This window comes from uncultured Roseibium sp. (assembly GCF_947496995.1).
Classification (GTDB): Bacteria; Pseudomonadota; Alphaproteobacteria; order Rhizobiales; family Stappiaceae; genus Roseibium.
Map to the genome: position 1 here is coordinate 1836227 of NZ_CANMFD010000001.1, position 25668 is coordinate 1861894.

At 60.6% G+C, this 25668-nt stretch carries 26 protein-coding genes; 19 read left to right on the forward strand and 7 right to left on the reverse strand.

The genetic code is table 11. The features are described from left to right. Window positions 1–11: 11 nt before the first annotated feature. Window positions 12–1847 (reverse strand): SLC13 family permease, encoded by a 1836-nt coding sequence (locus Q1B40_RS08165; RefSeq protein ID WP_299812272.1) that lies wholly within the window; start codon window positions 1845–1847, stop codon window positions 12–14. Between the two features lie 223 nt (window positions 1848–2070). On the opposite strand from Q1B40_RS08165, the gene Q1B40_RS08170 reads away from it, so the two are divergent. Then, window positions 2071–2601 (forward strand): TspO/MBR family protein, encoded by a 531-nt coding sequence (locus tag Q1B40_RS08170; protein ID WP_299812274.1) that lies wholly within the window; start codon window positions 2071–2073, stop codon window positions 2599–2601. Window positions 2602–2713: 112 nt separating this feature from the next. On the opposite strand, the gene Q1B40_RS08175 is transcribed toward Q1B40_RS08170, so the two are convergent. After that, window positions 2714–3577, reverse strand: coding sequence for a hypothetical protein (locus Q1B40_RS08175; RefSeq protein WP_299812276.1), 864 nt, complete (start codon window positions 3575–3577; stop codon window positions 2714–2716). Between the two features lie 338 nt (window positions 3578–3915). Here Q1B40_RS08175 and Q1B40_RS08180 point away from each other — a divergent pair, with 338 nt between their 5' ends. Both Q1B40_RS08180 and Q1B40_RS08185 read left to right on the forward strand, forming a co-directional pair. Further along, window positions 3916–4467: a YeeE/YedE thiosulfate transporter family protein gene (locus tag Q1B40_RS08180; RefSeq protein ID WP_299812278.1), complete on the forward strand. Its 552-nt coding sequence runs from the start codon at window positions 3916–3918 to the stop codon at window positions 4465–4467. Between the two features lie 3 nt (window positions 4468–4470). Continuing rightward, window positions 4471–5055 carry a YeeE/YedE thiosulfate transporter family protein gene (locus Q1B40_RS08185; RefSeq protein ID WP_299812280.1) on the forward strand — a complete coding sequence of 195 codons (585 nt, stop codon included), beginning with the start codon at window positions 4471–4473 and terminating at the stop codon, window positions 5053–5055. Between the two features lie 68 nt (window positions 5056–5123). Here the strand turns inward: Q1B40_RS08185 and map are convergent, their stop codons facing one another. The 5 genes from map to hemB form a co-directional block, all read right to left on the reverse strand. Next, window positions 5124–5897 carry a type I methionyl aminopeptidase gene (gene map, locus Q1B40_RS08190; protein WP_299812282.1) on the reverse strand — a complete coding sequence of 258 codons (774 nt, stop codon included), beginning with the start codon at window positions 5895–5897 and terminating at the stop codon, window positions 5124–5126. After that, a complete protein-coding gene (locus tag Q1B40_RS08195; RefSeq protein ID WP_299812284.1) occupies window positions 5898–6104 on the reverse strand; it encodes a ParD-like family protein in 207 nt (68 codons plus the stop codon). Between the two features lie 162 nt (window positions 6105–6266). Next, complete coding sequence (locus Q1B40_RS08200; protein ID WP_299812286.1) at window positions 6267–6773, reverse strand: RDD family protein; 507 nt, start codon at window positions 6771–6773, stop codon at window positions 6267–6269. Window positions 6774–6881: 108 nt separating this feature from the next. Further along, the gene (locus Q1B40_RS08205; protein ID WP_299812287.1) at window positions 6882–8129 is read right to left on the reverse strand and encodes a threonine ammonia-lyase; all 1248 of its coding nucleotides are present in this window, start codon (window positions 8127–8129) and stop codon (window positions 6882–6884) included. After that, a complete protein-coding gene (gene hemB, locus Q1B40_RS08210; RefSeq protein ID WP_299812586.1) occupies window positions 8129–9124 on the reverse strand; it encodes a porphobilinogen synthase in 996 nt (331 codons plus the stop codon). Before hemB ends, Q1B40_RS08205 begins: the two co-directional genes overlap by 1 nt. A gap of 287 nt (window positions 9125–9411) precedes the next feature. Here hemB and Q1B40_RS08215 point away from each other — a divergent pair, with 287 nt between their 5' ends. From Q1B40_RS08215 to Q1B40_RS08290, 16 genes are all read left to right on the forward strand, one after another. Then, window positions 9412–10551: an isobutyryl-CoA dehydrogenase gene (locus Q1B40_RS08215; RefSeq protein WP_299812288.1), complete on the forward strand. Its 1140-nt coding sequence runs from the start codon at window positions 9412–9414 to the stop codon at window positions 10549–10551. Window positions 10552–10607: 56 nt separating this feature from the next. Beyond that, window positions 10608–11642: an enoyl-CoA hydratase/isomerase family protein gene (locus Q1B40_RS08220; RefSeq protein WP_299812290.1), complete on the forward strand. Its 1035-nt coding sequence runs from the start codon at window positions 10608–10610 to the stop codon at window positions 11640–11642. Window positions 11643–11660: 18 nt separating this feature from the next. Beyond that, complete coding sequence (locus Q1B40_RS08225) at window positions 11661–12080, forward strand: DUF6163 family protein (RefSeq protein ID WP_299812292.1); 420 nt, start codon at window positions 11661–11663, stop codon at window positions 12078–12080. A gap of 111 nt (window positions 12081–12191) precedes the next feature. Next, entirely contained in the window at window positions 12192–13085 is an 894-nt protein-coding gene (mmsB, locus tag Q1B40_RS08230; protein WP_299812294.1) for a 3-hydroxyisobutyrate dehydrogenase, read from the forward strand. 155 nt (window positions 13086–13240) lie between these two features. Then, a complete protein-coding gene (locus Q1B40_RS08235) occupies window positions 13241–13756 on the forward strand; it encodes a MarR family winged helix-turn-helix transcriptional regulator (protein WP_299812296.1) in 516 nt (171 codons plus the stop codon). A gap of 443 nt (window positions 13757–14199) precedes the next feature. Then, a complete protein-coding gene (locus Q1B40_RS08240) occupies window positions 14200–15486 on the forward strand; it encodes a L,D-transpeptidase family protein (protein WP_299812298.1) in 1287 nt (428 codons plus the stop codon). Between the two features lie 110 nt (window positions 15487–15596). Next, a complete protein-coding gene (locus tag Q1B40_RS08245; protein ID WP_299812300.1) occupies window positions 15597–15824 on the forward strand; it encodes a serine hydroxymethyltransferase in 228 nt (75 codons plus the stop codon). A gap of 362 nt (window positions 15825–16186) precedes the next feature. Then, window positions 16187–17497: a serine hydroxymethyltransferase gene (gene glyA / locus Q1B40_RS08250; RefSeq protein ID WP_299812302.1), complete on the forward strand. Its 1311-nt coding sequence runs from the start codon at window positions 16187–16189 to the stop codon at window positions 17495–17497. Between the two features lie 29 nt (window positions 17498–17526). Then, window positions 17527–18003 (forward strand): transcriptional regulator NrdR, encoded by a 477-nt coding sequence (nrdR, locus tag Q1B40_RS08255; protein ID WP_068415300.1) that lies wholly within the window; start codon window positions 17527–17529, stop codon window positions 18001–18003. Between the two features lie 20 nt (window positions 18004–18023). Beyond that, entirely contained in the window at window positions 18024–19148 is a 1125-nt protein-coding gene (gene ribD, locus Q1B40_RS08260; RefSeq protein WP_299812305.1) for a bifunctional diaminohydroxyphosphoribosylaminopyrimidine deaminase/5-amino-6-(5-phosphoribosylamino)uracil reductase RibD, read from the forward strand. A gap of 1 nt (window position 19149) precedes the next feature. After that, window positions 19150–19761, forward strand: coding sequence for a riboflavin synthase (locus Q1B40_RS08265; protein ID WP_299812307.1), 612 nt, complete (start codon window positions 19150–19152; stop codon window positions 19759–19761). 148 nt (window positions 19762–19909) lie between these two features. Further along, window positions 19910–20359 (forward strand): 6,7-dimethyl-8-ribityllumazine synthase, encoded by a 450-nt coding sequence (gene ribH / locus Q1B40_RS08270; protein ID WP_299812309.1) that lies wholly within the window; start codon window positions 19910–19912, stop codon window positions 20357–20359. Between the two features lie 5 nt (window positions 20360–20364). After that, window positions 20365–20898: a transcription antitermination factor NusB gene (gene nusB, locus Q1B40_RS08275; RefSeq protein WP_299812311.1), complete on the forward strand. Its 534-nt coding sequence runs from the start codon at window positions 20365–20367 to the stop codon at window positions 20896–20898. Between the two features lie 2 nt (window positions 20899–20900). Then, a complete protein-coding gene (gene thiL, locus Q1B40_RS08280; protein ID WP_299812313.1) occupies window positions 20901–21899 on the forward strand; it encodes a thiamine-phosphate kinase in 999 nt (332 codons plus the stop codon). Between the two features lie 87 nt (window positions 21900–21986). Beyond that, the gene (locus Q1B40_RS08285) at window positions 21987–23210 is read left to right on the forward strand and encodes an MFS transporter (protein ID WP_299812315.1); all 1224 of its coding nucleotides are present in this window, start codon (window positions 21987–21989) and stop codon (window positions 23208–23210) included. Between the two features lie 218 nt (window positions 23211–23428). Further along, window positions 23429–25567, forward strand: a complete 2139-nt coding sequence (locus Q1B40_RS08290) for a sodium-translocating pyrophosphatase (protein ID WP_299812317.1) — start codon at window positions 23429–23431, stop codon at window positions 25565–25567. Window positions 25568–25668 lie beyond the last annotated feature (101 nt).

The following is a 25668-nucleotide window of genomic DNA, read 5'->3' on the forward strand; positions in this document are numbered from 1 at the left end:
TTCCTCCACATTTACAATCTGTAATACCATGGCGCGACCAGAGAGAAGGTCAACCATAAAATAAGAGCCAGCGGTGTGCCGGCGCGCACGAAATCGATGAACCTGTAGTGGCCGGGCCCCATGACGATCAGGTTGGTCTGATAGCCGATGGGGGTGGCGAAGGAGCTGTTGGCGGCAAAGATCAGGCAGACCACGAAGGCCTCCGGCTTCTGGCCGATCTGGTCGGCCAGATTGATCGCGATCGGCGTGAACAGGACGGCTGCCGCATTGTTGGACAGGAAATTTGTCAGCAGCATCACGACGAAGAAAAGCGCCGACAACATCACCGGCGCCGAGGCGCCGTGCAGCACATTGACCATTGCCGAGGCGATTGCCGTCGAGCCTCCGGTCGATTCCAGCGCCACCGCGCCGGCAAGCGAGGCGCCGACCAGCATGAAGATCCGGCTGTCGATGGCGCGCAGGGCCTGACGGACGTTCAGGCAGCCCGACGCGATCATCGCGAAGGTACCAGCCACGGCGGTCGAGACGATCGGCACCAGGCCGCTGGCGGCAAGCGCGACCACACAGGCAAAGATGATCAGCGCTTGCGGAGCGTAGCGCCGCCTGGGCAATTCCGCCGTCGACCAGTCGAGCAGCAGAACGTCGCGGTTGCCGCGCAGGCGTCCGATCTCGTCTTCCTTGCCGGCAACCAGAAGCACGTCCCCTGCCTCCAGGCGAATGTCGTTCATCGCCATGCGGGGCATGCGGCTGCGCCTCTGGATGCCCATCACCAGGCAGCCGGTTTCGCTGTAGAAGCCCGATTGCGGCAAGGTCCTGCCCATCAGGCGCGAGGCAGGCGCTACGACCACTTCCGCCAGGCTGATGGACCCGGGTGTTGCGGCGGAAGGTTCCCGGCCGGCGACGTTCCCGTCCGATTCCGCTTCCATGAGCGGCTGACGCCGGGCAAGCGCATTGGCGAGCGCGGTGCGTGTCGCGGCGACGATCACCGTGTCGCCGGGCGACAGCACGACATTTTCGAACGGCGGCAGGAGCGGCTTTTGGCCGCGCTGCACAAGGCGCACGGTCATGTCCTTGAGCTTCGGGAACATGCCGGAGACCGCTTCGACTCCAACAAGCGGATGACCGTAGGTGATCTCGATCTGCGCGATGAACTGTTTGCCGGAAGTCGCCTGAAACTCCTCCGCCATGGTCTTGCGGGTTTTCAGAAGGCGCGGCATGAGGAACAGGACGTAGATTGCTCCGGCGCCGGCGACGATCAGGCCAATGGGCGTGAAGGAGAAAAACGTCAGCTTGAGATCGGAGTGTTGCGCGGCATAATTGGCGACCAGAAGGTTGGTGGAGGAGCCGATCAGAGTGGTCATGCCGCCGAGGATCGCAATGAAGGAGAGCGGCATCAGCACGCGGGCAGGGGACTGGCCGACGGTCGCCGCGACAGCGGTCAGGATCGGTAGGAACATCACCACCACGGGCGTGTTGTTCAGGAACGCGCTGAGCGCGGCAACCACGATCAGAATGGGGATTGCCGCCCGGTGCGAGCGGCCGCGCGTCATCCGCACGATGGCTTTGGCGGGACCTTCCAGAGCGTCAGTCTGGAACAGCCCCTGGCCGATGATCAGCAGGCAGATGACCGTGATCAGCGCCGGATTGGCAAACCCGGCCAGAAAATCGGCCGCTATAACCGGCGATCCGTCCGGTTTGCTGACCGGAAAGATCGCAAAGATGACGATAAAGGCGGCAACGGATCCAAGCGCGATTGTTTCGATTGAATAGCGCTCGATGGCGTAGAGAACCACAGTCGACGCAATCACCAAGAAGGTCAGCGTCATCGCAATATCTACTGCTTCCATTCACCTGCCCAAGGACTGCATCGCCGATCCTGACGAGCGCGCACTTTAAAACAGGCGATCACGGTATTGAAAGAGGCAAGTCACCAGATTGGCATAGATAGTTCGGGGTCAGGCCGGAGCCGGGCGTCTTTGCACAAAAAGTGTGGGTCTGCCGGCGGCGAGGGGCAGAAATTTTGGTCGACGGCCCCATGGTCAGCGCTATCTCGCGGAGAAGTCCCTGAAAATGACCACGCCGGCGGAACTTTCCGGCTGGAAGCGCGTTAAGGTGCTTATGAAGATATCTGATACTCGCCGCCCGGCGCGCCGCCAGTTGCCGGCTTTGGTGCTGTTCATAGTCGCCGTTGTCGGCGTGGGAATCCTGATCGGCACCCTGTCTGCCCCGGGGCCGTGGTACGAGGCGCTGCGAAAGCCGCCGTTCAATCCGCCCAACTGGGTCTTCGCACCGGTCTGGACGGTCATCTATGTCCTGATCGCCGTCGCCGGTTGGCGTGTCTACCGCTCTGCGCCGCGCAGCCTGTTGATGGGCGTGTGGGGTACGCAGATGTTTCTCAACTGGTCGTGGACACCCGTATTCTTCGCGCTCCATCAGATCTGGGCGGCATTCGCTGTGATTGCCGTGCTGTTCGCATTGGTTCTGATTTTCATCGCCCGCGCCTGGAACACCGACCGCACAGCCGCGCTGCTGTTCCTGCCCTACGCGGCCTGGGTCGCCTTCGCCGGGCTGCTGAACCTCTCGATTGCCGTTCTGAACTGAACAGCCGCCGAACACTCTCCTGCGTGAAGGACACGCTGGAGAGAAAGTGCCCGCGATGACCTGCAAGGCCATCGCACGGCATCAGTTGTTGTAGCAGTACCGTCTCCTGATCCTATTTGAAGGGGTATACGGTGATCTGGCTGTGGGCACTGTCCGGTACCCATGTAAATTCGCCGGCGGTGTTGTCCTTTGGATAACAGAAAAAACCGTACTTGCCGTTTGCATCCCGTTTTGCGGCGGCTTGCATGGCCTTCACATAGCCGGTGTCGCTTGGACTTTTTGCGGCCGACTGCGTCAGGCTTTGCCACCCTTTCCAATTGCTTTCGCTGCCGAACAATTGAGTTCCGCTTTTGGGCAGGGAAGAGAAAAAGTTCTTGTAGCTGGTTGGCACCCACGGGCCGATTTTAGAGCCTTCCAACTCGCCTTGCCAGGCGGTGTTGGGGCCGATGACGCGATGAATTCCATCAGGAAATTGACCCCACTGGCTCTTCACGTGTTTCAGCGGCCAGACCAGGGCGGACCAATCGTAATCCTTCTGCTCACCCAATTCTTTCAGAATCGATTTGACGCTTTTCGGGCCGTACTCGTGCCCTGCGACTGCGCCCTTGTAGGTGCCCAGGTCAGAGAACTGGATCGTCACCGGGTAGGAGAAGACATCGATATAGGAGAGGTCGACAGTGTAGCGGTTATTTCCGGGGTCATAATTGTATTCGGCAAAGGAGAACATCACCGAGCCGTCCACCCCGATATTGAAGGGATCGGGCGCCTTCCCGATTTCAAGGCTCTCCTTCAACCTCTGCTCGGCGAAATAGATACGCCGTTCGGCGTTGGGCTCCAGTTTTAGCGAAAGCGTATCTTTCTTATTCAGTGGCCCACCGCCCAGTGGCTTGACCTTGGACTGCGAACCGTAATTGAAGTCATAGACATAGAGGTCCTTGCCGGACTGGTTCGATATCTTGAATTTTATAGATGTCATGCGTGTCTCCTCCCAGAGATTCAGCCAGGAAATTATCTCGCGCGCAGGGACCGCTTGCGGCTGGTTGGTGAGCGGGGATGCCCGGCAGATGGCGCGCGGTTATTATTCTCAGGTACAACTTAATCGGGTTGAGTATCTGTAAAATTAACAATCACCGATGGAATGTTCTTAAAGTGAAACAACTTTTCGTACGCCGGTGGGTTCCAACTGGCGCCCGTCCATTCGATGATTTTCCTCACACGCCAAATTCCCGAATTTTCGAGGAAAATTGACAGAAATCAAAGCCAATTCCATGTAGTTAAATATATTCGAATAAATGAATATATATGGAGGCTGACATGACATTGGATTGGAAAACAGGCGGGCTGGCCCTGGGGCTGGTCTTTTTCGCGGCGGTGCTGCTGGTCAAGCCCATCGGGGTCTCGACCCAGTTCGTAATCCTCGACGGAGTGCTGTGGGACGCAGTCGATCCTGCTGTGGTGACACAGACGGAGGAAGGCTATACGGCGACAAACGCTTACCTTGCCAAGTCGGGCGGAAAATACGCCAAGGCGGTCGCCAACCCGCTGAATTACAGTTTCCTCTTCGTTCTGGCCATGCTGCTCGGTGGTGCCGCCTCGGCCTGGCAGCGCGGCGGCGTGGGCCCTGCGGAGCGCCGCGTCCCGGAGCTTTGGAAGGCGAACTTCGGCGACAGCCCGATCAAGCGTTATGCGGCGGCCTTCGCCGGTGGCTTCATCGTTCTTTACGGCGCGCGGCTGGCGGGCGGTTGCACTTCCGGCCACATGATGTCCGGCATGATGCAGACGGCGGTGTCAGGCTATCTGTTTGCTGCAGGCGCCTTCGCCGCGGCGGTTCCCACCGCCCTGATGCTCTATAAAGAGGAGGCGTAACCCATGGAAATCATTCTCGCGCTTGTGATCGGTGGTGCCTTCGGCGCGGTTCTGGACCGCATTGGCGCTTCCAGCCCGAATGTGATCGGGCGCATGCTCAACCTCACCAACCTCAAGCTGATGAAGGCGATCCTGCTGGCCATCGGTGTCGGGTCTGTGCTGATGTTCGGCGGGCAGATGCTTGGCATCGTCGATGTCGGCCACATGTCGGTGAAAACGGCTTATCTGGGCGTCTTTGTCGGCGGCCTGATGCTCGGCGTCGGCTGGGCGCTTGCCGGTTATTGCCCGGGAACCGGCGTTGTCGCCGCCGGCGCGGGCCGCCGGGATGCATTCGCTTTCATAGCGGGCGGTCTTCTGGGTGCCGCCGCCTACATGGCGACCTATCCCGCCGTCAAGGCCACCGGCCTTCTTGACGCAATTCTCGGCGGAAACGCAACGCTGGGAACAATCCCCGGCACGGATTACCCGGGGCTGACCGGTCTGCCCGGCGACACTCTCGGCATCTTGCTGGGTCTGGTCTTCGTTGCCGTGGCCTTCGTTCTGCCGGAACGGATCATCCGCAAGGACACGCGTCTACCTGCGGAATGATCTCTTACCTTGCAGCGTGCGCCTCAGGCGCACGCTGCTTTGCGCAGTGCACATATCGCGGCCGGTGATCACACTCTGCCCGCAAGCAACTCGTCGCGGCGAAGGGTCAGGACATCGACGCCATTGCCCGTGACCGCCACTGTGTGCTCGAATTGCGCGGAGAGCTTCTGATCATTGGTGACGACCGTCCAGCCGTCGCCCTCGGTCGAGACCTTGCGGGTGCCCTGGTTGACCATGGGCTCGATGGTAAAGACCATACCCTCGCACAGCTTCAAACCCGTTCCCGGTCGCCCATAATTGAGCACCTGCGGTTCCTCGTGCATATTGCGGCCGATGCCGTGCCCGCAATATTCTCGCACAATCGAATAGCCGTTCTTCTTGGCATGCCGTTCGATCGCGAATCCGATGTCTCCCAGATGTGCTCCGGGCCGCACCTGTTTGATGCCTTTCCACATCGCCTGTTGGGCAACCCGCACGAGCCGCCGCGCGGCAGGCGGGGCATTGCCGACCAGGTAGGTCTTGCTCGAATCCGCAATGAAGCCGTTCTTTTCGAGGGTGATATCGAGGTTGATGATGTCGCCGTCATGGATTATCTCGCCCGGATCGGGCACGCCGTGGCAGACAACATGATTGATCGAGCAGTTCAGGACATATTGAAAGCCGTATTGCCCCTTGCTTGCCGGACGGGCGGCGAGGTCCACGGTGATGAAGCGGTCGACCAGATCGTTGATCTGCAATGTCGACATGCCGACAAGGTCCTGACCGTCGAGCATTTCGAAAACGGATGCCAATAATCTGCCTGACACGCGCATGAGTGCCAGATCGTCGGGGGTCTTGACCATCTAGGCGACCGCCAAATCCGCATGCGGCTCATGGGCCGCCTCCAGCTGCATCTTCACGATGTCGTTGAAAGACAGGGACGGATTGGCTTCGGCCAGCATGCCGATTTTCATCCAGAACTCGGCCTGCGCGTTGATTGACCGGCACATCACCGTACTGGCCCTGCGGGCTTCCTCATGCAACTCGTCTGCGATTTTCACGATGCCCATGGATGCCTCTCCTTGCTGAGCGATATACGAAGTGTATATGTTTCATATATCAATCAGTCAATCGGAGGAGGACGATATGTCCCGCAGGAACCGCTCACGTGGGTCTCACCCTCATTCCATGGTCCGGTTCGTGATCCCAGATACCGTCCATAACGGCGTGCCTCAGTCGCGCCCCGCCACATATTCCCGGTAATACGCCGAATTCATCACCACCACGCCCAGCACCATGTCGTGCAGCAGGCGCTTGCGGTCGGAGAAAAGCGAGACCAGCAGGACGAGCGGTGTCAGCAGGGAGATGGAGAACCAGAAGAGGATGGCGTGGACCGCCGCGAGCAGGGGATAGGGCCGGTCGCCATACCAGAGGCGCATTTCCAGCCCCATGGCGCGCATGCCCGGTGTTGCGGACTGAGGGCCGCCCAGCGTGAAGGCGACATAGATCAGCGCGACGGCGGTCGGCAGAATGGCGTAGAGCAGGAAGCCGAGGCCGAGCGTGAAGACACCAAGCACGAACACCAGCACCCCGGCCGCCAGGGTCAGCAGTGCGATCGCGATCACGTCGATCAGAAACGCGAAGATCCGGCGGCTGCGCACGCCTGAGAACAGGTCCGGATGCAGGGCGGCGTCGAACACGTCCTGACGGTCGTATTGCGATGAAGTTTCAGCTGACATGATCCGGCTCCCGGTTGTGTGATGGCTTGAATGTGGGAACTTTCGCCGGGATTCGCAAATCCCGCGTTCTCTTGCGCACAAGAGCGGCAGATTTGCCGCTCTTCCGGTTCACTCCATCCGCTCGCCGATTTCCAGATAGCGCACGCCGTAGCCGCGTTCACGCAGCGCGGCGACGATGCGTTCGCCATGCGGGCGGTCGAACGCCTCGAAGGTGACGTCCAGCGTCGCGCCCTTGGCCGGAACGTTGAGGAAAAGCCGGTGATGTTCAACGTCGACGACATTGCCCTGCAGATCGCCGATGACCGTGGCGATCTCGCCCAGAACACCCGGCCGGTCCGGGGTGTCGATGCGGATGGAGACCAGTTTTCCGTCCCGGGCCAGTTCGCGCACCACGATCTTCGACAACAGCCGCGGATCGATGTTGCCGCCACACAGAACGAGGCCCACTCGCTTGCCGGTGAACCGGTCCCGCTCGCTCAAAAGTCCGGCAAGGCCGGCGGCGCCCGCGCCCTCGGCAATCGTGCGCTGCAGGGTGAGATAGGCGTTGATCGCCTGTTCGATGCTGCTTTCGGAAACCAGCAGGATATCGTCGACCGTTTTCCTGACGATTTCGGTCGTCAGCACGCCGATGTCGCGCACGGCGATGCCCTCGGCAATGGTCGCGCCCTCGCAGCGAACCTCCTTGCCGTAAAGGGCTCCCCACATGCCCGGGTAAAGCACCGTCTCGACGCCGATCACCTCGATGGAGGGTTTGAGTGCCTTCGCAGCCGTCGCCATGCCGGCAATCAGCCCGCCGCCGCCGACCGGCACCACAAGCACATCGAGATCCGGCTGGGCTGCCAACATTTCGAGCGCGATCGTGCCCTGGCCGCGGATCACATGCGCATCGTCATAGGGATGCACCCAGACCAGATTGCGCTCTTCCGCCAGCCGGTCCGCTTCCGCCTTGGCTTCGGCCAGCGTGTTGCCGGCCAAGACCACTTCGGCGCCGTAGCCCCGGGTGGCGGAGATCTTCACGAACGGCGTCAGCACCGGCATGACGATGGTTGCCGGAATGCCGAGGCGGCCTGCGTGATAGGCAACACCCTGCGCATGGTTGCCGGCCGAAACGGCAATCACACCGCGCGCCTTCTTGGTCGCGTCGAGGCTTGCGAGCTTGACCAGCGCGCCGCGCTCCTTGAAGGCGCCGGTGACCTGCATGTTCTCGTATTTGACAAAGACATCCGCGCCGGTGAGCTGAGACAGGCGCGGGGCGGGCAGGCAGGGTGTTTCCAGCACCGCGCCCCTGATCAGTTCGGCGGCCTGAAGGATCTCCTCCAGAGTCACCGGAGCGTTTTCAGCCTCTGCGGCATCCATCAATTGGCGTCCGCCAGCATGGCGGCAACTTTCGGAGCGAAATAGGTCAGGATGCCGTCTGCGCCGGCGCGCTTGAAGGCCATCAGACTTTCCATCATGGCGCGTTCGTCATCCAGCCAGCCATTTGCCCCGGCCGCCTTGATCATCGCGTACTCGCCGGAGACCTGATAGGCGAAGGTGGGTACCTGGAAGGTGTCCTTGATGCGCCTGACGATGTCGAGATAGGGCAGGCCGGGCTTGACCATGACCATGTCGGCGCCCTCCGCGATGTCGAGTTCCGTCTCGCGCAAGGCCTCGTCCGTATTGGCCGGGTCCATCTGGTAGGTGCGCTTGTCGCCCTTCAGCGTTCCGGACGAGCCGACCGCATCGCGGAACGGACCGTAGAAGGCGGAGGCGTATTTGGCCGAATAGGCCATGATCTGCGTATCCCGGAAGCCTTGCCCGTCGAGGGACTGGCGGATGGCGGCGACCCGTCCGTCCATCATGTCGGACGGCGCGATGACATCCGATCCCGCTTCCGCCTGAACCAGCGCCTGACGGCAGAGCCGGTCGACGGTTTCATCGTTGAGGATCGTCTCCCCCTTCATCAGCCCGTCATGGCCGTGGCTGGTATAGGGATCGAGCGCCACATCGGTCATCAGCCCGAGATTGAACCCTTCGGCCTTGATCGCCTTCAGGGCGCGGCAGGTGAGATTGTTCGCGTTCAGCGCTTCCGAGCCTGTTTCGTCGCGCAACTCGGGTTCGGTATAGGGAAACAGCGCCATCGCCGGAATACCGAGTTGCGCGGCGCGTTCGGCTTCCCGCACCGCCTCATCGACCGAAAGGCGGAAGACCTCCGGCATGGAGGCCACGGGCTGGCGCACCTTCTCGCCATCGACCAGAAAGACCGGCCAAATGAGGTCGTCTACCGTCAACGTGTTCTCGCGCACCAGGCGGCGGGACCAGTCCGTCTGGCGGTTCCGGCGCATGCGCGTGCCTGCCAGAAGCGTATCCATATGGTCTGGGGTGATGGGCGGAATCTGGGATCTGGACGACATGGACCCTGTCTGCATGATGAGCGTGATGGTGAATCTGCGTTTCCGCATGTGTGAGCCGCAATCTATCACGCAGATCTGAGCTTTCCAACATCCTGTAAAACAACTGAATTTAATGACGAAAAAGAGTTTGTTTGACGTGAGCGTCAAATATGCTTTAGTGCTTTCCAGACAGTGAAATGACAGGCTATTGCGAAAGGGATTGCGGCGGGAGGCCACGGTCTCCGCCGCGCTTGGGAGGACAATCCGTGGACTTTTCTCTGAATGAAGATCAGCGCGCCTTTCAGGACATGGCGGCGAGCTTTTCACGTGACGAACTGGCGCCCTTCGCCAAGGAATGGGACGAGGAGAGCCATTTTCCCGTTCCGACCCTGCGCAAGGCTGCCGCACTCGGCTTTGCCGGCATCTATGTGCGTGAGGATGTCGGGGGCTCTGCCCTGACCCGGCTGGATGCGTCGCTGATCTTCGAGGAGCTGTCCAGAGGCTGCACCTCGACGGCCGCCTATCTGTCCATCCACAACATGGTGTCCTGGATCATCGACACCTACGGGTCGCAGTCCTTGCGCGAAAAATACCTCGCCCGGCTGTGCGCCATGGACCTCCTGACCAGCTATTGCCTCACCGAGCCCGGGTCCGGGTCGGATGCGGCCAGCCTGCGCACCAGCGCCAAAGAGGATGGCGATCATTATGTTCTGAACGGCTCCAAGGCCTTTATTTCCGGTGGCGGCGTGAGCGACCTCTATGCGGTTATGGTGCGCACCGGAGGCGAGGGCCCGTCGGGCATCTCCTGCATTCTGGTGGAAAAGGATACGCCGGGCCTCAGCTTCGGAGCTAACGAGGACAAGCTCGGCTGGAGGAGCCAGCCTACCGCACAAGTGAATTTCTCCGATTGCCGGGTTCCCAAGGCCAATCTGGTCGGCGAAGAAGGGCAGGGCTTCCGCATCGCGATGGCGGCGCTGGACGGGGGGCGCCTGAATATCGGCGCCTGCTCGCTGGGGGCGGCGCAGGCCTGCCTCGATTATTCCCTCGCCTACGTCAAGGAACGCAAGCAGTTCGGCAAGCCGATTGCCGATTTCCAGGCCCTGCAGTTCCGCCTCGCGGACATGGCGACCGAACTGGAAGCCGCCCGTCTGCTGCTGCACAAGGCCGCGCAGGCCGTGGAGAGCAAAGCCGCCGATGCCACCGGGCTCGCGGCCATGGCAAAGCGTCTTGCCACGGATACCGGCTTCAAGGTGGTCAATGATGCGCTGCAGCTTCATGGCGGGTACGGATACCTGCGGGACTATCCGATCGAACGTTATTTCCGCGATGTCCGGGTCCATCAGATCCTGGAAGGCACCAACGAGATCATGCGGCTTATCATCGCCCGCCAGCTTCTCAAGGACTGAGTGAAGCGGTTCCCGTTACTTCCTGAAACGACTCCACTATTCCGTGAGGCGCCTGCATGACCGACGACATCCTGTTTGAAAAACGCGGCCTGGCCGGATTTGTCACGCTGAACCGTCCAAAGGCTTTGAACGCGCTCAATCACGCGATGGTCACAGCGCTCGCCGCCCAGCTTGAGCGCTGGGCCGAAGATCCGGATGTGGCTCACGTGGTCGTCACGGGCGCCGGCGAGAAAGCCTTTTGCGCCGGTGGCGACATCCGCAGCATTTATGATGCCCGCCAGGCAGGACAGCTTGACGGGCTCAGCGCCTTTTTCCGCGACGAATATCTTCTCAACGCGCAGATCAAGGCCTATCCGAAGTCTTACGTTGCCCTGGTCGACGGGATCGTCATGGGCGGCGGTGTCGGCGTCTCCGTACACGGCAGCCACCGCGTCGGCACGCAAAAGACGCTGTTCGCCATGCCCGAAACGGCAATCGGTTTCTTTCCGGATGTGGGCGGCACCTGGTTTCTGCCGCGCATGCCCAGAAGAACAGGCGTCTATTGCGCCCTGAGCGCGGGACGCATGAAGCAGGGCGACGCACTCGCGACCGGTGTTCTGACCCACGCAATCGACGAAGCATCCCTGCCGGATCTGGAAAAGGCGCTGGAAACCGCCAGCGACATCGGCGCGGCCCTGGCACCCTATCTGGTCACGCCGGAAAAGGGGCCGTTGAGCGAGAACGCCGATCTGATCGAACAGGCGTTTTCAGCAGGCTCGGTCGAGGAGATTCTCGAACGCCTGGAGGCCTCACAGGATGCCTTCGCGCAAAAGACCGTGGAAGCAATCCGCCAGAAATCTCCCACCAGCGTGCTGATCGCCTTTGAACAGATGCAGCGCGGTGCGCAGCTTTCGTTCGAGGAATGCATGCGGCTCGAATACCGCATCCTGTGCCGCATCCTTCAGGGCGTGGATTTTTTCGAAGGCATTCGTGCCGTGCTGGTCGACAAGGACCAGGATCCGAAATGGACGCCTTCCCACTTCAGTCAGGTGGACAGGGCTGATCTGGCGTCGTATTTCGTGGAACCGACTGTTGGAGATCTTCCACTTTAGACCGGGACCGGACCGCCCATGATTACCAGTTTTCAGGACCTGATCGACTCGCGCCCGCCGTGGAGCGCCGTTCTGGTCTGGTACCTGCGTGCGATCGCAATTCTTCTGATTGGCGGCGGCGTTATTTACTGGGCGCGGATTATCGGCATTCTCGAATGGCGCGGCCTGTGGTTCTGGGACATGCCGGTGGCTCTTCAGGGTGCAATCGTCTTCTTCGCGGTGCTGGACCTTGTCGCGGCGACGGGCCTCTGGCTGACAGTGTCCTGGGGTACGGTCATGTGGCTGTTCCGCTGCTTCAGCCAGATCGTCATGCATACGGCTTTTTCAGATCTCTATGGCCGGCGGCCTTATGAGATTGCCTTCTACCTGCTGACAATCGCGATCTTCGGCGTTCTGTATTACCTGATGGACAAGGAAAACCGCGCCGGGTCCGGCTGATACGGGCACGGGTTCCGGTTCGCTGGTTATCCGGTCCCGTTGATTCCGGCCGTGAACCGCTTCGCATAACAGATTCAAAAATAATACAAATTTTCTTTCGGGAGAAACGCAATGGCACAGACAATCGGTTTCATCGGGCTTGGCAACATGGGTGGCCCGATGGCGGTCAATCTCGTCAAGGCGGGACACAGGGTGCTCGGCTTCGATCTGTCCGAGCAGTCCATGTCCGCCCATGCCGATGCCGGCGGAGAGAAGGCGGCCGGCATTGCCGAACTCGCGGCGGCTGCCGACGTTATCGTGACGATGCTGCCGGCCGGCAAACATGTGCGCCAGATCTATCAGGGTGAGGGCGGCATTCTGGAAAATGCCAAACCGGGCACGTTGCTGATCGATAGTTCGACCATCGATGTCGACAGCGCCCGCGCGGTGATCGCGGCGGCGACCGAAGTGGGCATGCCCATGGTCGATGCTCCGGTCTCCGGGGGTGTCACCGGAGCAGCCGCCGGGACGCTGACCTTCATGGTCGGCGGCACCGAGGATGCGTACGTGGCGGCCAGGCCCTATCTCGACATCATGGGCAAGACGATCGTGCATGCAGGCGGTGCCGGCAACGGTCAGGCTGCCAAGATCTGCAACAACATGATCCTGGGCATTTCCATGATCGGCGTGTCAGAAGCCTTCGTGCTGGCGGAACGGCTCGGACTGGACGCGCAGAAACTTTTCGATATTTCCTCCACCGCCTCGGGCCAGTGCTGGGCGCTGACGTCCTACTGCCCGGTGCCGGGTCCTCTGCCGTCCAGCCCTGCAAACCGGGACTACCAGCCGGGCTTCGCTGCCGCGATGATGCTCAAGGATCTGAAACTGGCACAGGAAGCGGCCAATTCCTCCGGGGCGGCAACGCCGCTCGGTGCAGAAGCGGCTGCTCTCTATGCGCTGTTCTGCAACTCGGGTGGTGAAAGCAAGGATTTCTCTGCCATTGTGAAGTTCCTGCGAGGATCATCATAAACAAAGTATTAAATGGGCTTCCTAAAGACCTCTTTGAAATTAACCAATGATTCAGCGTGTCTCTTAAGCAGATTTTAGAATCGGTCGGTTAAATTGCTTAGTAAGGCGGGAACAATATCCGTCGAACGACAGGTACTTGAAGAGGCGCAATTACAATGATTACAGCAAACAGGGCAGTTGACGCTGTTGCACCGAGTCAGAGCGAAGAAGCGGAAATCAAGCCGCTTTATCTCGAGGCTCTTACGCTCGTAGAGCGGCTGCATCGACGTCTTCTCGACGTTATCAAGGATGAGTTCGATCGTATGGGCCGGTCTGATGTCAACAGCGTGCAGGCACTGCTGCTGTTCAACATCGGCGATTCGGAACTGACGGCAGGTGAGCTGCGCACGCGCGGTTATTACCTGGGATCGAATGTTTCCTACAATCTGAAGAAACTGGTCGAAACCGGTTACATCCACCACCAGCGTTCCCGCATGGATCGTCGCTCCGTTCGCGTCAGCCTGACGGAAAAGGGTGGGGAAGTGGCGAAGATCGTCAACGATCTTTACGAGCGTCACGTTCTGTCGGTCGAGCAGGTCGGTGAAATCGGACCCGAGGACTTCGCGGTTCTCAACAAGTCCCTTCGCCGCCTCGAGCGGTTCTGGACCGACCAGATCCTGTACCGCCTTTAACGGCAGACAGCAGACACGATAAGCACCGCCCATCGGGCGGTGCTTTCTTTTTGGCGCCTCACGCGAATTTGCGTTTTCAGGCGGCCGAATTCTTGCAAAATATCCTTGTTGAAGACATGTCGGAAACGAGTTGCTGTTACCGACATCTTTAGGTCACATTGAAATGGCTTTGTGCGGTGCTTCCAGCAAGATGACGGTTAAAAAATCGAGCGATTTGTTAACTCCCTTCCGGTAGGACTCGAAGCTGGAAAAATGCGGTTCGGTGCGTATTCACTCGTCACCAGGGCCTCAGGCACGAGATCAGCGGATGTCCGGTCGGAACCGATTGTTCGTCCGGTAGTTGATTGATTTTAAAGTGTTAGGGCACGTTGTTCGCTTTCAACCGAACGGAAGGTGCTCTTGAGACAAGTCAGCGCGTGAAACGCAGCAAGATGGGGTCGGCAATGAACCTTTTATCCGGGCAGTTCGGGATAAAGCTTCACCACGGATGGATTACCCGGCGGACGCTCGGGAGACTGTGCGCTCTCGGGATCGTGGCGCCGCTTCTGGCAGGTGCCCAGGCACAGGCGCAATCCTCCGGCCAGCAGGTCGAGTGGGCCGATAACTTCGACATCGCCACGGACAACATCAAGGAAGTGAAGTCGTCCGCGCCGACATTGTCGCCCGAAACGGCGGATTACATCGCCATCGCCATCGACCGCTATCAGCGCATCGTGCAGGCCGGCGGCTGGGGTATGGTCACACCCGGCGGCAAGCCTCTGAGAATCGGTGCGAAAGACCCGCGCGTTGTCGAACTGCGCCGCCGCCTGATCGTTTCCGGCGATCTTGAGCAGCAGGCAGGCCTTTCCAACACGTTCGATTCCTACGTGGATACGGCCCTGCGCCGCTTTCAGCTTCGTCACGGTCTGATCCCGGACGGCGTGATGGGCGAGGGCACGGTGACCGCACTGAACATTCCCGCCGATGTGCGTCTGCGCCAGCTTGAAACCAACATGATCCGCATGCGCTCCATGTCCGGTTTCCTTGGCGACCGCTACGTGATGGTGAATATTCCGGCTGCCGAGATCGAAGCGGTTGAGAACGGCCGCGTGCGCTCCCGTCATACCGCCGTTGTCGGCAAGATCGACCGTCAGACGCCGATCCTGAACAGCAAGATTTACGAGCTGAACTTCAATCCCTACTGGACCGTGCCCGTCTCCATCATCCGCAAGGATCTGATCCCCAAGATGAATGAGGACTCGCAATATCTGGCGAAGAACAATATCCGCATCTTCGACTGGAGCGGGAACGAAATGTCCTGGCAGCAGATCGACTGGAACACCGAAGAGGCGACCCAGTACCGCTTCACCCAGGATCCGGGATCGGACAATTCACTCGGCTCCGTTCGCATCAACTTCCACAACAAGCACCAGGTCTATCTGCACGACACTCCGTCCAAGACGCTGTTCGGCGAAGACTACCGGTTTCATTCCTCCGGCTGCGTGCGTGTTCAGAACGTGCGCGAGCTTGTGACATGGCTTCTGCAGTCGACGACCCCGGACTGGGACCGTACCCGCGTGGATTCGGTCATCCGCACCGGGGAGCGCGAAGACGTGAAGCTGAAAGGTCAGATCCCGCTCTATCTGACCTATGTCACCGCATGGGCCAATGCGGACGGCGTCGTGCATTTCCGCGAAGACATCTACAATCGGGACGATCTCTACGGCACCGGTACACAGGCCCGTCTCTGACGCGGTTTTCCGGCCTGACGACCCGATCATTTATGTTCACTGCGAAACGCCGGCCTTGATAAGACCGGCGTTTCGTGGATTCTGGGCGCCTGCGCGCAAGGATCGATAAAATGAGTCGCGAGCCGAACTCCGGCGAGATCTATCTTGAATTCCGTTCGATCGGCCGTCAGGTCCAGGTGATCGCGATGGATGCCGCGACCGGTATCGAGGTGTCGGCCTTCGGACCGTCTTCTGCTTCCCAGACAGATCTGAAACGGATCGCCATCCGTAAGCTTCAACGCCGGATAGAGTTGGAACGCGAAGCAGCCGGTACAGGGTCCGATCCGACGCTCTACTGAGCAATCAAGCCGCATTGCCCGCGCATTCCCGCTCCGGTGATGGCATCTGCACAGCGGCGTCGTTTTCAAGTTGGCGTGCGTCGGTAAGACCCTTGGTTCTTCCCGGGGCCTGTGTTAATTCCTCGCCTCGAGTTGGATTGGCCGCCGCATGGCGCTGCTTCACCTGCAAGGCGCCGTTGCCCGGGTGATGCGCCGGGGCCCTGCCGTCCGGACCGATGCGGCTGCGAAGCCCCGGTCGCCGAGATCGAGTTGCTGGAACACGTCCCGGGTATCCCGGAGATGTGGACCGTTATGAAAATGGGCCTGACAACAGGGCCGCGAAACAAGGCCCTGCGTCAGGGCCGTAGAACAAGGATGGTGCGATGTCTTTGATGGAAAGCTCCAATCAGCCCCTGCAGTCCGGTTTCTTCACCCGTGGTCTCGAAGAGGCCGATCGCGATATTTTCGATACGATTGAAAACGAACTCGGCCGTCAGCAGCACGAGATCGAGCTGATCGCCTCAGAGAACATCGTTTCCCGCGCCGTTCTGGAAGCACAGGGATCGATCTTTACAAACAAATATGCCGAAGGCTATCCGGGCAAGCGCTACTACGGCGGCTGCGAATTTGCCGATGTCGCCGAGACACTGGCGATTGAACGCGCCAAGCAGCTGTTCGGCTGCGGCTTCGCCAACGTTCAGCCCAATTCCGGCAGCCAGATGAACCAGGCCGTGTTCCTGGCGCTGCTCCAGCCGGGCGACACCTTCATGGGCCTCGACCTGAATTCCGGCGGCCACCTGACCCATGGCTCTCCGGTCAACATGTCGGGCAAATGGTTCAATGTCGTCTCCTACGGCGTGCGCAAGGAAGATCATCTGCTCGACATGGAAGAGGTCGAGCGTCTTGCCCATGAGCACAAGCCGAAGCTGATCCTGGCCGGCGGCACCGCCTATTCGCGCCTCTGGGACTGGCAGAAGTTCCGCGAGATCGCAGACAGCGTCGGCGCTTACCTGATGGTCGACATGGCTCATATCGCGGGTCTGGTGGCCGGCGGTGTGCATCCGTCCCCGGTTCCGCATGCGCATGTGGTCACCACGACCACCCACAAGTCCCTGCGCGGTCCGCGCGGCGGCATGATCCTTTCCAATGACGAAGCGCTCGCCAAGAAGATCAATTCCGCCGTTTTCCCAGGTCTCCAGGGCGGCCCGCTGATGCATGTGATCGCGGCCAAAGCGGTGGCCTTCAAGGAAGCGCTGCAGCCGGAATTCAAGATCTACGCCCGCGCCGTGGCCGAAAACGCCAAGGCACTGGCCGAGGTGCTCAAGGAGCAGGGCCTCGACATCGTCTCCGGCGGAACGGACAACCACCTGATGCTGGTCGACCTGCGCCCGAAAAACGCCACCGGCAAGGTCGCCGAGAAGGCTCTCGGCCGCGCCAACATCACCTGCAACAAGAACGGCATCCCCTTCGACCCGGAAAAACCCTTCGTGACATCGGGCATCCGGCTCGGAACTCCGGCCGCAACCACACGCGGGTTCGGCGTGGCGGAATTCCGCGAAGTCGGCCTGCTGATCACCGAAGTTCTGGACGGATTGAAGGCAGCGAACAGCGAAGAAGGCAACGCGGCGGTTGAAGCGGCCGTCAAAGCCAAGGTAGAAGCACTGACGGCCCGGTTCCCGATCTACGGGGGGTAATCGACGGGTCCCGTCAGGAGCTTTGAAAGATGAGATGTCCGTTTTGCGGCGGCGAGGAAACCCAGGTCAAGGATTCCCGCCCGACCGAGGACAACACCGCCATCCGCCGGCGCAGGATCTGCAATACCTGCGGCGGCCGGTTCACGACATTCGAACGGGTTCAGTTGCGTGAGCTGATGGTGCTCAAACGCTCCGGCCGCCGGGTTCCCTTCGACCGGGAAAAGCTGATGCGCTCCGTGCAGATCGCGGTGCGCAAGCGGCCCGTCGATCCGGAAAAGATCGAGCGCATGGTCAGCGGCATCGTCCGTCAGCTGGAAAGTTCGGGTGAAAGCGAAATCACTGCGGAAACCATCGGCAATCATGTGATGGAAGGCCTGAAGGCAATCGACGACGTTGCCTATGTGCGCTTCGCGTCCGTTTACAGGAATTTCCGCGAAGCCAAGGATTTCGAAGCTCTTCTGGATGAACTCAGCGATCCGGAGAAGCACCCCGTGAAAGACAACTGACCCGTTGCGACCGGCTTTTCATGTCAGCTAATCCCGATCTCGATGAGCGCCTCATGGCGGCGGCCGAACGTCTGGCCCGCCGCGGGCTCGGCCATGTCTGGCCCAACCCTTCCGTGGCCGCCCTTATTGTCCGCGAAGACGAGGGCGGCCCTGTTGTCGTCGGACGGGGCGTGACGTCGCGCCCGGGCATGGCGCATGCGGAAGTGAATGCGCTCAACCAGGCAGGCGACAAGGCAAAAGGCGCCGCGTGCTATGTGACGCTCGAGCCGTGCTCCCACTATGGCCGCACGCCGCCGTGTGCGCTTGCGCTGATCAATGCCGGCGTCAGCCGCGTGATCGTCGGGATGCTGGACCCGAACCCCCGTGTTGCGGGCCGCGGCGTGAAGATGCTGGAAGAGGCCGGCATCGAGGTCACCGTGGGTGTGCGCGAAGCGGCGATGAAGGTGCTTTATCACGGCTTCACGATGCGCCAGCTCCGCCAGCGGCCACATGTGTTCCTGAAGCTCGCCGCTTCGCAAGACGGATATATCGGCAAGGCTGGAGAGGGGCAGATCAGGATTTCCGGAGATCTGTCTATGCGCAAGGTGCACGGCTTCCGGGCCGCCTACGACGCCATTCTGATCGGCTCGGGCACGGCGCTCGCGGACGATCCGCAACTCACCTGCCGTCTGCCCGGACTTGCGGACCGCTCGCCCGTCCGTGTGGTCGTCGACCGCTTCGCACGCCTGCCTCTGGGATCGAAGCTGGTGCGTACCTGTGCGGATGTTCCGGTCTGGCTGATCTGCGGAAACGCTGCGGACCCCGACAGCATCGATGCCCTCGCGCAGGCTGGGGTGAATATCATCCGCGTGCCTGCGTCCGAGACCGGCATTGCCCCCTCCGTCATCCTCAGCGCGCTGGCGACCCGTGGCATCACGCGGCTGATGGTGGAGGGCGGAGCGCGGATAGCCTCCTCCTTCCTGACCGCCGATCTTGTAGACGATCTTTGTGTCGTCACCGGCGACATCCTGATCGGCGCGGACGGCATACCGGCCCTGCACGGTCTCGACCTTGCAGATGTTCTTCAGGACCCCAGATTTGAGCGGGTAGACGCCGGTAAATTCGGGCCGGACAGCTTTATCTATTTGAGACGGAGAGAAGCCTGACATGTTTACCGGCATTGTGACCGACCTCGGCGAAATCCTTTCCATCGAAGACGTTCCGGCGGGCAAACGCACCCGGATACGCACCGCTTATGACACGGAGAGCTTCGATATCGGAGCCTCGATCTCCTGTGCGGGTGTCTGCCATACGGTCACCGCCAAGGACAATGCTTCCAACGGCAACTGGTTCGAGGTGGTCTCCGCCGCCGAAACGCTCGCGCTGACAACGGTCTCTGACTGGCGGGCCGGCCAGAATGTCAATCTGGAACGGTCTCTGACGATGGGAGCGGAGCTCGGCGGGCATCTGGTTCTGGGGCATGTGGACGGCGTCGCGACCGTCACCAGGCGCGAAGATCATCCGGAATCCGTTTATTTCCAGTTCGAAGCGCCCGCGGAAGCCGCACCCTTCATTGCCAAAAAGGGCTCCGTCGCCCTGGATGGCACCTCGTTGACGGTCAATGAGGTCGATGGACTGCTGTTTTCCGTGTTCCTCATTCCGCATACGCTGGAAGTGACCACATGGTCGGACCGGCAGGTGGGAGACAGCATCAATCTTGAAGTGGACATGATGGCCCGCTATGCGGCCCGTCTCGCCGAGTTCAGCAGAATTGATTAAAGACGCAACGTTATTCCGGACGTGAGCTGTTCCTGTTAAACACGATTGCGATGTGGTGTGGTCGCCACGGTGCGATTGTCCATGAATGACTGGACAAACCGGGGCAGACGTGGTTCCTGTCGCGGCCTGATACTGGATGGTAAAACCCATGAGCGCTGCCCCGAAACTGCTGATCATAGAAGCCCGCTTCTACGAGGATCTCGCCGACGCGCTCGCCGAAGGTGCGGTGAAGGCGATTGAAGCTGCGGGCGCCAGTTATGAGCGGATTGCCGTTCCGGGTGTGCTGGAAATCCCGGCCGCCTTGTCCATGGCGATGACAGCCATGGAAAACGAGGGCGAACTGTATGACGGTTTCGTGCTTCTGGGTGTTGTGATCCGCGGCGAAACCTCGCATTACGACATTGTCGCCAATGAATCGAACCGGGCCATCATGGACCTGATCATTGACGCCGATCTCGCCGTCGGCAACGGTATCCTGACCGTCGAAAACAGCGAACAGGCATGGGCCCGTGCGAAGGTGGACGACAAGAACAAGGGCGGAGCGGCGGCCGAGGCGGCCCTGCAGATGATCGCCCTGCGCGAACGGCTTGGAGTATAAGAAAAATGACCGGAAAGGCCGACCCGGAGAAACCGGCTGCAAAAACTGTGCGCCCGGCGAATAAACGCGGCGTGGCCCGTCTTGCGGCGGTCCAGGCCCTGTACCAGATGGATGTCGGCGGCTCACCGCTTGCCAATGTGATCAGCGAATTCACCACTTTTCGCCTCGGCAAGGAAATCGACGGCGCCCAGTACCGTGATGCCGACGAACAATGGTTCAAGCAGATCGTCTCCGGCGTGGTCGAGGACCAGAAGTTTCTCGACCCCTTTATCCATACGGCGCTGACGGAAGACTGGCCGCTGAAGCGGATCGACAGCCTGCTGCGCGCCATCCTGCGCTCCGGCTCCTATGAGCTGCTGCGCCGCAAGGATGTCCCGGCCAAGGTCATCATTTCCGAGTACATCGACGTCGCGAAGGCCTTCTTCGAGGAAGACGAGCCGGGTCTCGTCAACGGTGTGCTCGACCGCCTGGCCCACGACCTGCGCAACGCGGAATTTGATGCCGATACCGAGGTCAGCAAGGTTGATGGTGCCTCCTGATCATGGATGGTGACCGGCCGGACGAATTTACGCTCATCCAGCGCTATTTCGCGCCGCTGGCGAACGATCCCGGGAGCCTCGGGCTGACGGACGACGCCGCGGTGCTCACACCCGAAGCCGGCCACGACCTTGTCCTGACAAAGGACATGCTGGCTGCCGACATACACTTTTTCTCCGAAGACGCGCCGGAGGCGATCGCCGCCAAGGCGCTCAGGGTCAATCTGTCGGATCTGGCCGCCAAGGGAGCCCGCCCGCGCGGCTACCTGATGGGGCTTGCTCTCCCCGCCGACTGGACGGAAACCTGGCTGGAGCGTTTCTGCAAGGGGCTGGCCGCGGACCAGGCCGCCTATGACGTTCAATTGCTGGGAGGAGACACCATCCGCTCCGGAAACGGCCTGCAGATCTCCATTACCGCGATCGGCGAAGTGGAAACTGGCAAGACCGTCCGCCGGTCGGGAGCAAGCCCTGGCGACATTCTTTTCGTGAGCGGCACCATTGGCGATGCCGCCGCCGGTCTCGAGGTCCGCCTTCACCCGCAATTCAGCCACGATCATGACCTGACCGAAAGCGAAGAACTGCATATTCTGGACCGCTATCTGCTGCCGCGGCCGAGAACCCGGCTGGCGGGGCTCATCACCCGGTTTGCCAGTGCCGCCCTCGATGTGTCCGACGGTCTGATTGCCGATTGCGGCCATATGGCGAAGGCCTCCGCCGTCGATATAACGATCGATGTGGGGCAGGTCCCGTTCTCCGGCGCGCTTCAGCATCTCAAGGTGAAGTCGCCGCAATACTTCGCGCGCTGCCTCAATGGCGGTGACGACTATGAAATCCTGGCCAGCGTGCCGGCAGGCGAGGCGGCAGCCTTTCAGCAGGCGGCGCAAGCCGCCGGATGCCCCGTTGCTGAAATCGGCCGGGTAGAGCAAGGCCCTGGCGACGTTCATCTCACGGAAGCGGGCAAACCGTTCCGGCTCGATTCCGACAGCGGTTTTCGCCATTTTTGATCTGTCGCAGTGACTATCCCGTCATGGGCGAGCATGGTAAAAATCTGAACCCGCCTGTAACGAACCAAGCCATTCGAAAGATCAGCCATGACTGCCGCAACTCCGGACGTATTCGTCGATGACCGTCTGGCCAAACGCAATGCGCTGCTTCTTGCTCTGTCTCAGGCCATCGGCGGTGCCTCGGCGTCCATCGTCATCGCGACCGGGCCCCTAGTCGGCTACATGATGCTGGAAACGGACAAGTCCCTTGCCACACTGCCGGTTTCGGCGATGGTTCTGGGGACGGCCTTCGGCACGATACCTGCAGGCATGATCATGCGCCGCTACGGTCGCAGGACAGGCTTCATGGGCGCGGCGCTGCTGGGAGCGCTTTCCGGCCTTCTGGCCTCCTACGCGGTTTTCGAGGACCGGTTCCTGCTGTTCGCGCTTGCGTGCTGCCTGGGCGGGCTGGCAGGGGCTTTTGTCCAGCAGTACAGGTTCGCTGCCGCCGATACGGCGAGCGATGCCTTCAAGCCCAAGGCGATCTCCTGGGTACTCGCCGGTGGCGTTCTGGCCGGCGTGGTCGGTCCGCAGACCGTGATTGCGACCAAGGACCTGTTCGAGCCGATCCTTTTCGCCGGCACCTATCTGGCGCAGGCCGGACTGGCGCTGATCGCCCTGTGCCTGCTTGCCTTCATCAAGATCCCCATCCCGCCGCGGCGCACGCACGCACAGGCCGGCGGGCGTCCGTTGCGCGTGATCATGGCGCAGCCGCGCTTCCTCGTGGCAGTGGCATGCGGGATCTGTTCCTACGCCCTGATGAGCCTGGTGATGACCGCCACCCCGCTGGCGATGATCGCCTGCGGCCTGACGGAAACCGATGCCGCGCTCGGAATTCAATGGCACGTGCTTGCCATGTTCGGACCGAGTTTCTTCACCGGAAGCCTGATTGCCCGCTTCGGCAAGGAACGGATTGTCTCCATCGGCCTGGCTCTCCTGGCGGGCTGCGCGGTGGTTGCGCTAACCGGGGTCGAGCTCAGCCATTTCTGGACGGCTCTTGTTCTGCTTGGCCTCGGCTGGAACTTCGGCTTCATCGGCGCGACGGCCATGCTGACCGACACATATCGGCCGGAAGAGCGCAACCTGGTCCAGGCGGTCAATGATTTTATGGTGTTCGGATTCGTGGCGGCGGCGTCCTTTTCCTCCGGTGCGCTTCTCAATATCTACGGCTGGAGCACGGTGAACATTCTCGTTTTCCCGTTCGTGGTGCTGTGTCTCGGTCTTCTGGTCTGGCTCGTTTTGGCTGAAAGAAAAGCAGTTACAACTGCTTAAAGTTTTTCCCAAATTCTATTTCGTCAGCGCAACATAAATACTGCACTGCACCAAATAATACCGCGACGGAACTAGCTAATTAGTCGATCTGAGAGCTTGACGAGCAGCTCTGCTTTGTTGCTATCGTGTCAATCCCTCACGCAGAGGAATCGGCGTGAGGCACAGTCAGGCGGGATAAACAAAAACAAAACCAGTCCGCCGCAGTTTTGGGAGGAAGCATGATCGAGCTTGTCGTCATCATAATTTGTGGTCTCTTGTCCATCGCCTACGGCGCCTGGGCAATTCAATCCGTCATGGCGGCGGACGCGGGCAACGCCCGCATGCAGGAGATCGCCGGGGCGATCCAGGAAGGGGCCAAGGCTTATCTCAACCGTCAGTACACGACCATCGCCATTGTCGGTGCGGTTGTGTTCGTGATTGCCTGGTTACTGCTTTCCGGTCCGGCGGCAATCGGTTTTGCCATCGGCGCAATTCTTTCCGGAAGCGCCGGTTATATCGGCATGATGGTTTCCGTCCGCGCCAATGTGCGGACCGCTCAGGCCGCGAGCCAGAGCCTCGGGGCAGGTCTGGAGATCGCCTTCAAGTCCGGTGCTGTCACCGGTCTTCTCGTCGCCGGTCTGGCCCTTCTGGGCGTGGCCGTCTACTACGCCATCCTGACCAGGGTTATGGGATACGGCCCGACGGACCGCACGGTGATCGACGCACTCGTTGCACTCGGCTTCGGCGCGTCGCTGATCTCGATCTTCGCCCGTCTCGGCGGCGGTATCTTCACCAAGGGTGCGGATGTCGGCGGTGACCTTGTCGGCAAGGTGGAAGCCGGAATTCCCGAAGACGATCCTCGCAACCCGGCAACGATCGCGGACAATGTCGGCGATAACGTCGGCGACTGCGCGGGCATGGCGGCCGATCTGTTCGAAACCTATGTGGTGACGGTCGTCGCCACCATGGTTCTGGCCTCCATCTACTTCTCCGGGGGGCAGGCCATCGAACTGATGCTGTTGCCGCTTCTGATCGGGGCAAGCTGTGTGGTGACGTCCATCATCGGAACCTTCTTCGTCAAGCTCGGCAAGAACAACTCGATCATGGGCGCCCTCTACAAGGGCTTCATCGCTACGGCTCTGCTGTCGGCGGTCGCGCTTGGCGGCATCATCTTCGGCTGGCTAGGTGCCGGTACCGAATACACCACGTCGGGAGGTTTCAGCTTCAACGGCTTCGACCTCTTCATCTGCGGCCTCGTCGGTCTGATCATCACCGGTCTGATCATCTGGGTGACCGAATATTACACCGGCACGGAATATCGGCCGGTGAGATCGATCGCCCAGGCGTCGGTGACCGGCCACGGCACCAACGTGATCCAGGGTCTTGCCGTGTCTCTTGAAGCAACGGCGCTTCCTGCGATCATCATCATTGCCGGCATTCTCGTCACCCATACGTTTGCGGGCCTGTTCGGCATCGCCATCGCGGTGACGACCATGCTGGCGCTGGCGGGGATGGTCGTGGCGCTGGACGCCTTCGGCCCCGTGACCGACAATGCCGGCGGCATTGCCGAAATGGCGGATCTGCCGGCGGAAGTCAGGTCAACGACGGATGCGCTCGACGCGGTCGGCAACACCACAAAGGCGGTGACCAAGGGCTATGCCATCGGGTCCGCCGGTCTGGGCGCGCTGGTGCTCTTCGCGGCCTATACGGAGGATCTGAAACACTTCTCCAGCACGGCGGTCGAGGGATCGATCTTCTACGGCATCGATGTCTCCACGCTGTTCTCGCTGTCCAATCCCTATGTGGTGGCGGGGCTCCTGTTCGGTGGTCTTCTGCCGTATCTCTTCGGAGGTATCTCCATGACGGCCGTCGGCCGTGCGGCCGGAGCGGTGGTTGAGGAAGTCCGCCGTCAGTTCAAGGAGAAGCCCGGCATCATGCAGGGCACCGAACGGCCGGATTACGGCCGGGCGGTGGACATGCTGACCAAAGCCGCGATCAAGGAAATGATCCTGCCGTCGTTGCTGCCGGTGCTCTCGCCGATTGTCGTGTTCTTCGTGGTCAAGGCGGTGGCGACACCTGCTGCTGCCTTTGCCGCACTGGGCGCGATGCTGCTTGGCGTGATCGTCACCGGTCTCTTCGTCGCCATTTCCATGACGGCGGGCGGTGGTGCCTGGGACAATGCCAAGAAGTCCTTCGAGGACGGGTTCACCGACAAGGACGGTGTCACTCATCAGAAGGGCAGCGAAGCACACAAGGCATCGGTTACCGGCGACACTGTCGGCGATCCCTACAAGGATACTGCAGGTCCTGCAGTCAACCCGATGATCAAGATCACCAACATCGTCGCCCTGCTGCTTCTGGCGGTCCTGGCGCACTGATCTCCATTGGTGCCTAGATCAGCGGGCGATAAGCCGGAAACGGCTTGTTGGCCAAAAGCTGATCGACTCCTGAATGGCAGAGCATCGGGCGTTTCTTAAAC

Excerpts from the sequence above, each read along its gene's own strand:
- Q1B40_RS08235 (WP_299812296.1), top strand. The coding sequence starts at position 13,241 with ATGATTACAGCAAACAGGGCAGTTGACGCTGTTGCACCGAGTCAGAGC.
- ribD (WP_299812305.1), top strand. The coding sequence starts at position 18,024 with ATGTCAGCTAATCCCGATCTCGATGAGCGCCTCATGGCGGCGGCCGAA.
- nusB (WP_299812311.1), top strand. The coding sequence starts at position 20,365 with ATGACCGGAAAGGCCGACCCGGAGAAACCGGCTGCAAAAACTGTGCGC.
- mmsB (WP_299812294.1), top strand. The coding sequence starts at position 12,192 with ATGGCACAGACAATCGGTTTCATCGGGCTTGGCAACATGGGTGGCCCG.
- Q1B40_RS08265 (WP_299812307.1), top strand. The coding sequence starts at position 19,150 with ATGTTTACCGGCATTGTGACCGACCTCGGCGAAATCCTTTCCATCGAA.
- ribH (WP_299812309.1), top strand. The coding sequence starts at position 19,910 with ATGAGCGCTGCCCCGAAACTGCTGATCATAGAAGCCCGCTTCTACGAG.
- thiL (WP_299812313.1), top strand. The coding sequence starts at position 20,901 with ATGGATGGTGACCGGCCGGACGAATTTACGCTCATCCAGCGCTATTTC.
- map (WP_299812282.1), bottom strand. The coding sequence starts at position 5,897 with ATGGTCAAGACCCCCGACGATCTGGCACTCATGCGCGTGTCAGGCAGA.
- Q1B40_RS08245 (WP_299812300.1), top strand. The coding sequence starts at position 15,597 with ATGAGTCGCGAGCCGAACTCCGGCGAGATCTATCTTGAATTCCGTTCG.
- Q1B40_RS08290 (WP_299812317.1), top strand. The coding sequence starts at position 23,429 with ATGATCGAGCTTGTCGTCATCATAATTTGTGGTCTCTTGTCCATCGCC.
- Q1B40_RS08175 (WP_299812276.1), bottom strand. The coding sequence starts at position 3,577 with ATGACATCTATAAAATTCAAGATATCGAACCAGTCCGGCAAGGACCTC.
- Q1B40_RS08220 (WP_299812290.1), top strand. The coding sequence starts at position 10,608 with ATGACCGACGACATCCTGTTTGAAAAACGCGGCCTGGCCGGATTTGTC.
- Q1B40_RS08185 (WP_299812280.1), top strand. The coding sequence starts at position 4,471 with ATGGAAATCATTCTCGCGCTTGTGATCGGTGGTGCCTTCGGCGCGGTT.
- Q1B40_RS08285 (WP_299812315.1), top strand. The coding sequence starts at position 21,987 with ATGACTGCCGCAACTCCGGACGTATTCGTCGATGACCGTCTGGCCAAA.
- Q1B40_RS08200 (WP_299812286.1), bottom strand. The coding sequence starts at position 6,773 with ATGTCAGCTGAAACTTCATCGCAATACGACCGTCAGGACGTGTTCGAC.
- Q1B40_RS08240 (WP_299812298.1), top strand. The coding sequence starts at position 14,200 with ATGAACCTTTTATCCGGGCAGTTCGGGATAAAGCTTCACCACGGATGG.
- Q1B40_RS08170 (WP_299812274.1), top strand. The coding sequence starts at position 2,071 with ATGACCACGCCGGCGGAACTTTCCGGCTGGAAGCGCGTTAAGGTGCTT.
- glyA (WP_299812302.1), top strand. The coding sequence starts at position 16,187 with ATGTCTTTGATGGAAAGCTCCAATCAGCCCCTGCAGTCCGGTTTCTTC.
- Q1B40_RS08205 (WP_299812287.1), bottom strand. The coding sequence starts at position 8,129 with ATGGATGCCGCAGAGGCTGAAAACGCTCCGGTGACTCTGGAGGAGATC.
- Q1B40_RS08180 (WP_299812278.1), top strand. The coding sequence starts at position 3,916 with ATGACATTGGATTGGAAAACAGGCGGGCTGGCCCTGGGGCTGGTCTTT.
- nrdR (WP_068415300.1), top strand. The coding sequence starts at position 17,527 with ATGAGATGTCCGTTTTGCGGCGGCGAGGAAACCCAGGTCAAGGATTCC.
- hemB (WP_299812586.1), bottom strand. The coding sequence starts at position 9,124 with ATGGATACGCTTCTGGCAGGCACGCGCATGCGCCGGAACCGCCAGACG.
- Q1B40_RS08165 (WP_299812272.1), bottom strand. The coding sequence starts at position 1,847 with ATGGAAGCAGTAGATATTGCGATGACGCTGACCTTCTTGGTGATTGCG.
- Q1B40_RS08195 (WP_299812284.1), bottom strand. The coding sequence starts at position 6,104 with ATGGGCATCGTGAAAATCGCAGACGAGTTGCATGAGGAAGCCCGCAGG.
- Q1B40_RS08225 (WP_299812292.1), top strand. The coding sequence starts at position 11,661 with ATGATTACCAGTTTTCAGGACCTGATCGACTCGCGCCCGCCGTGGAGC.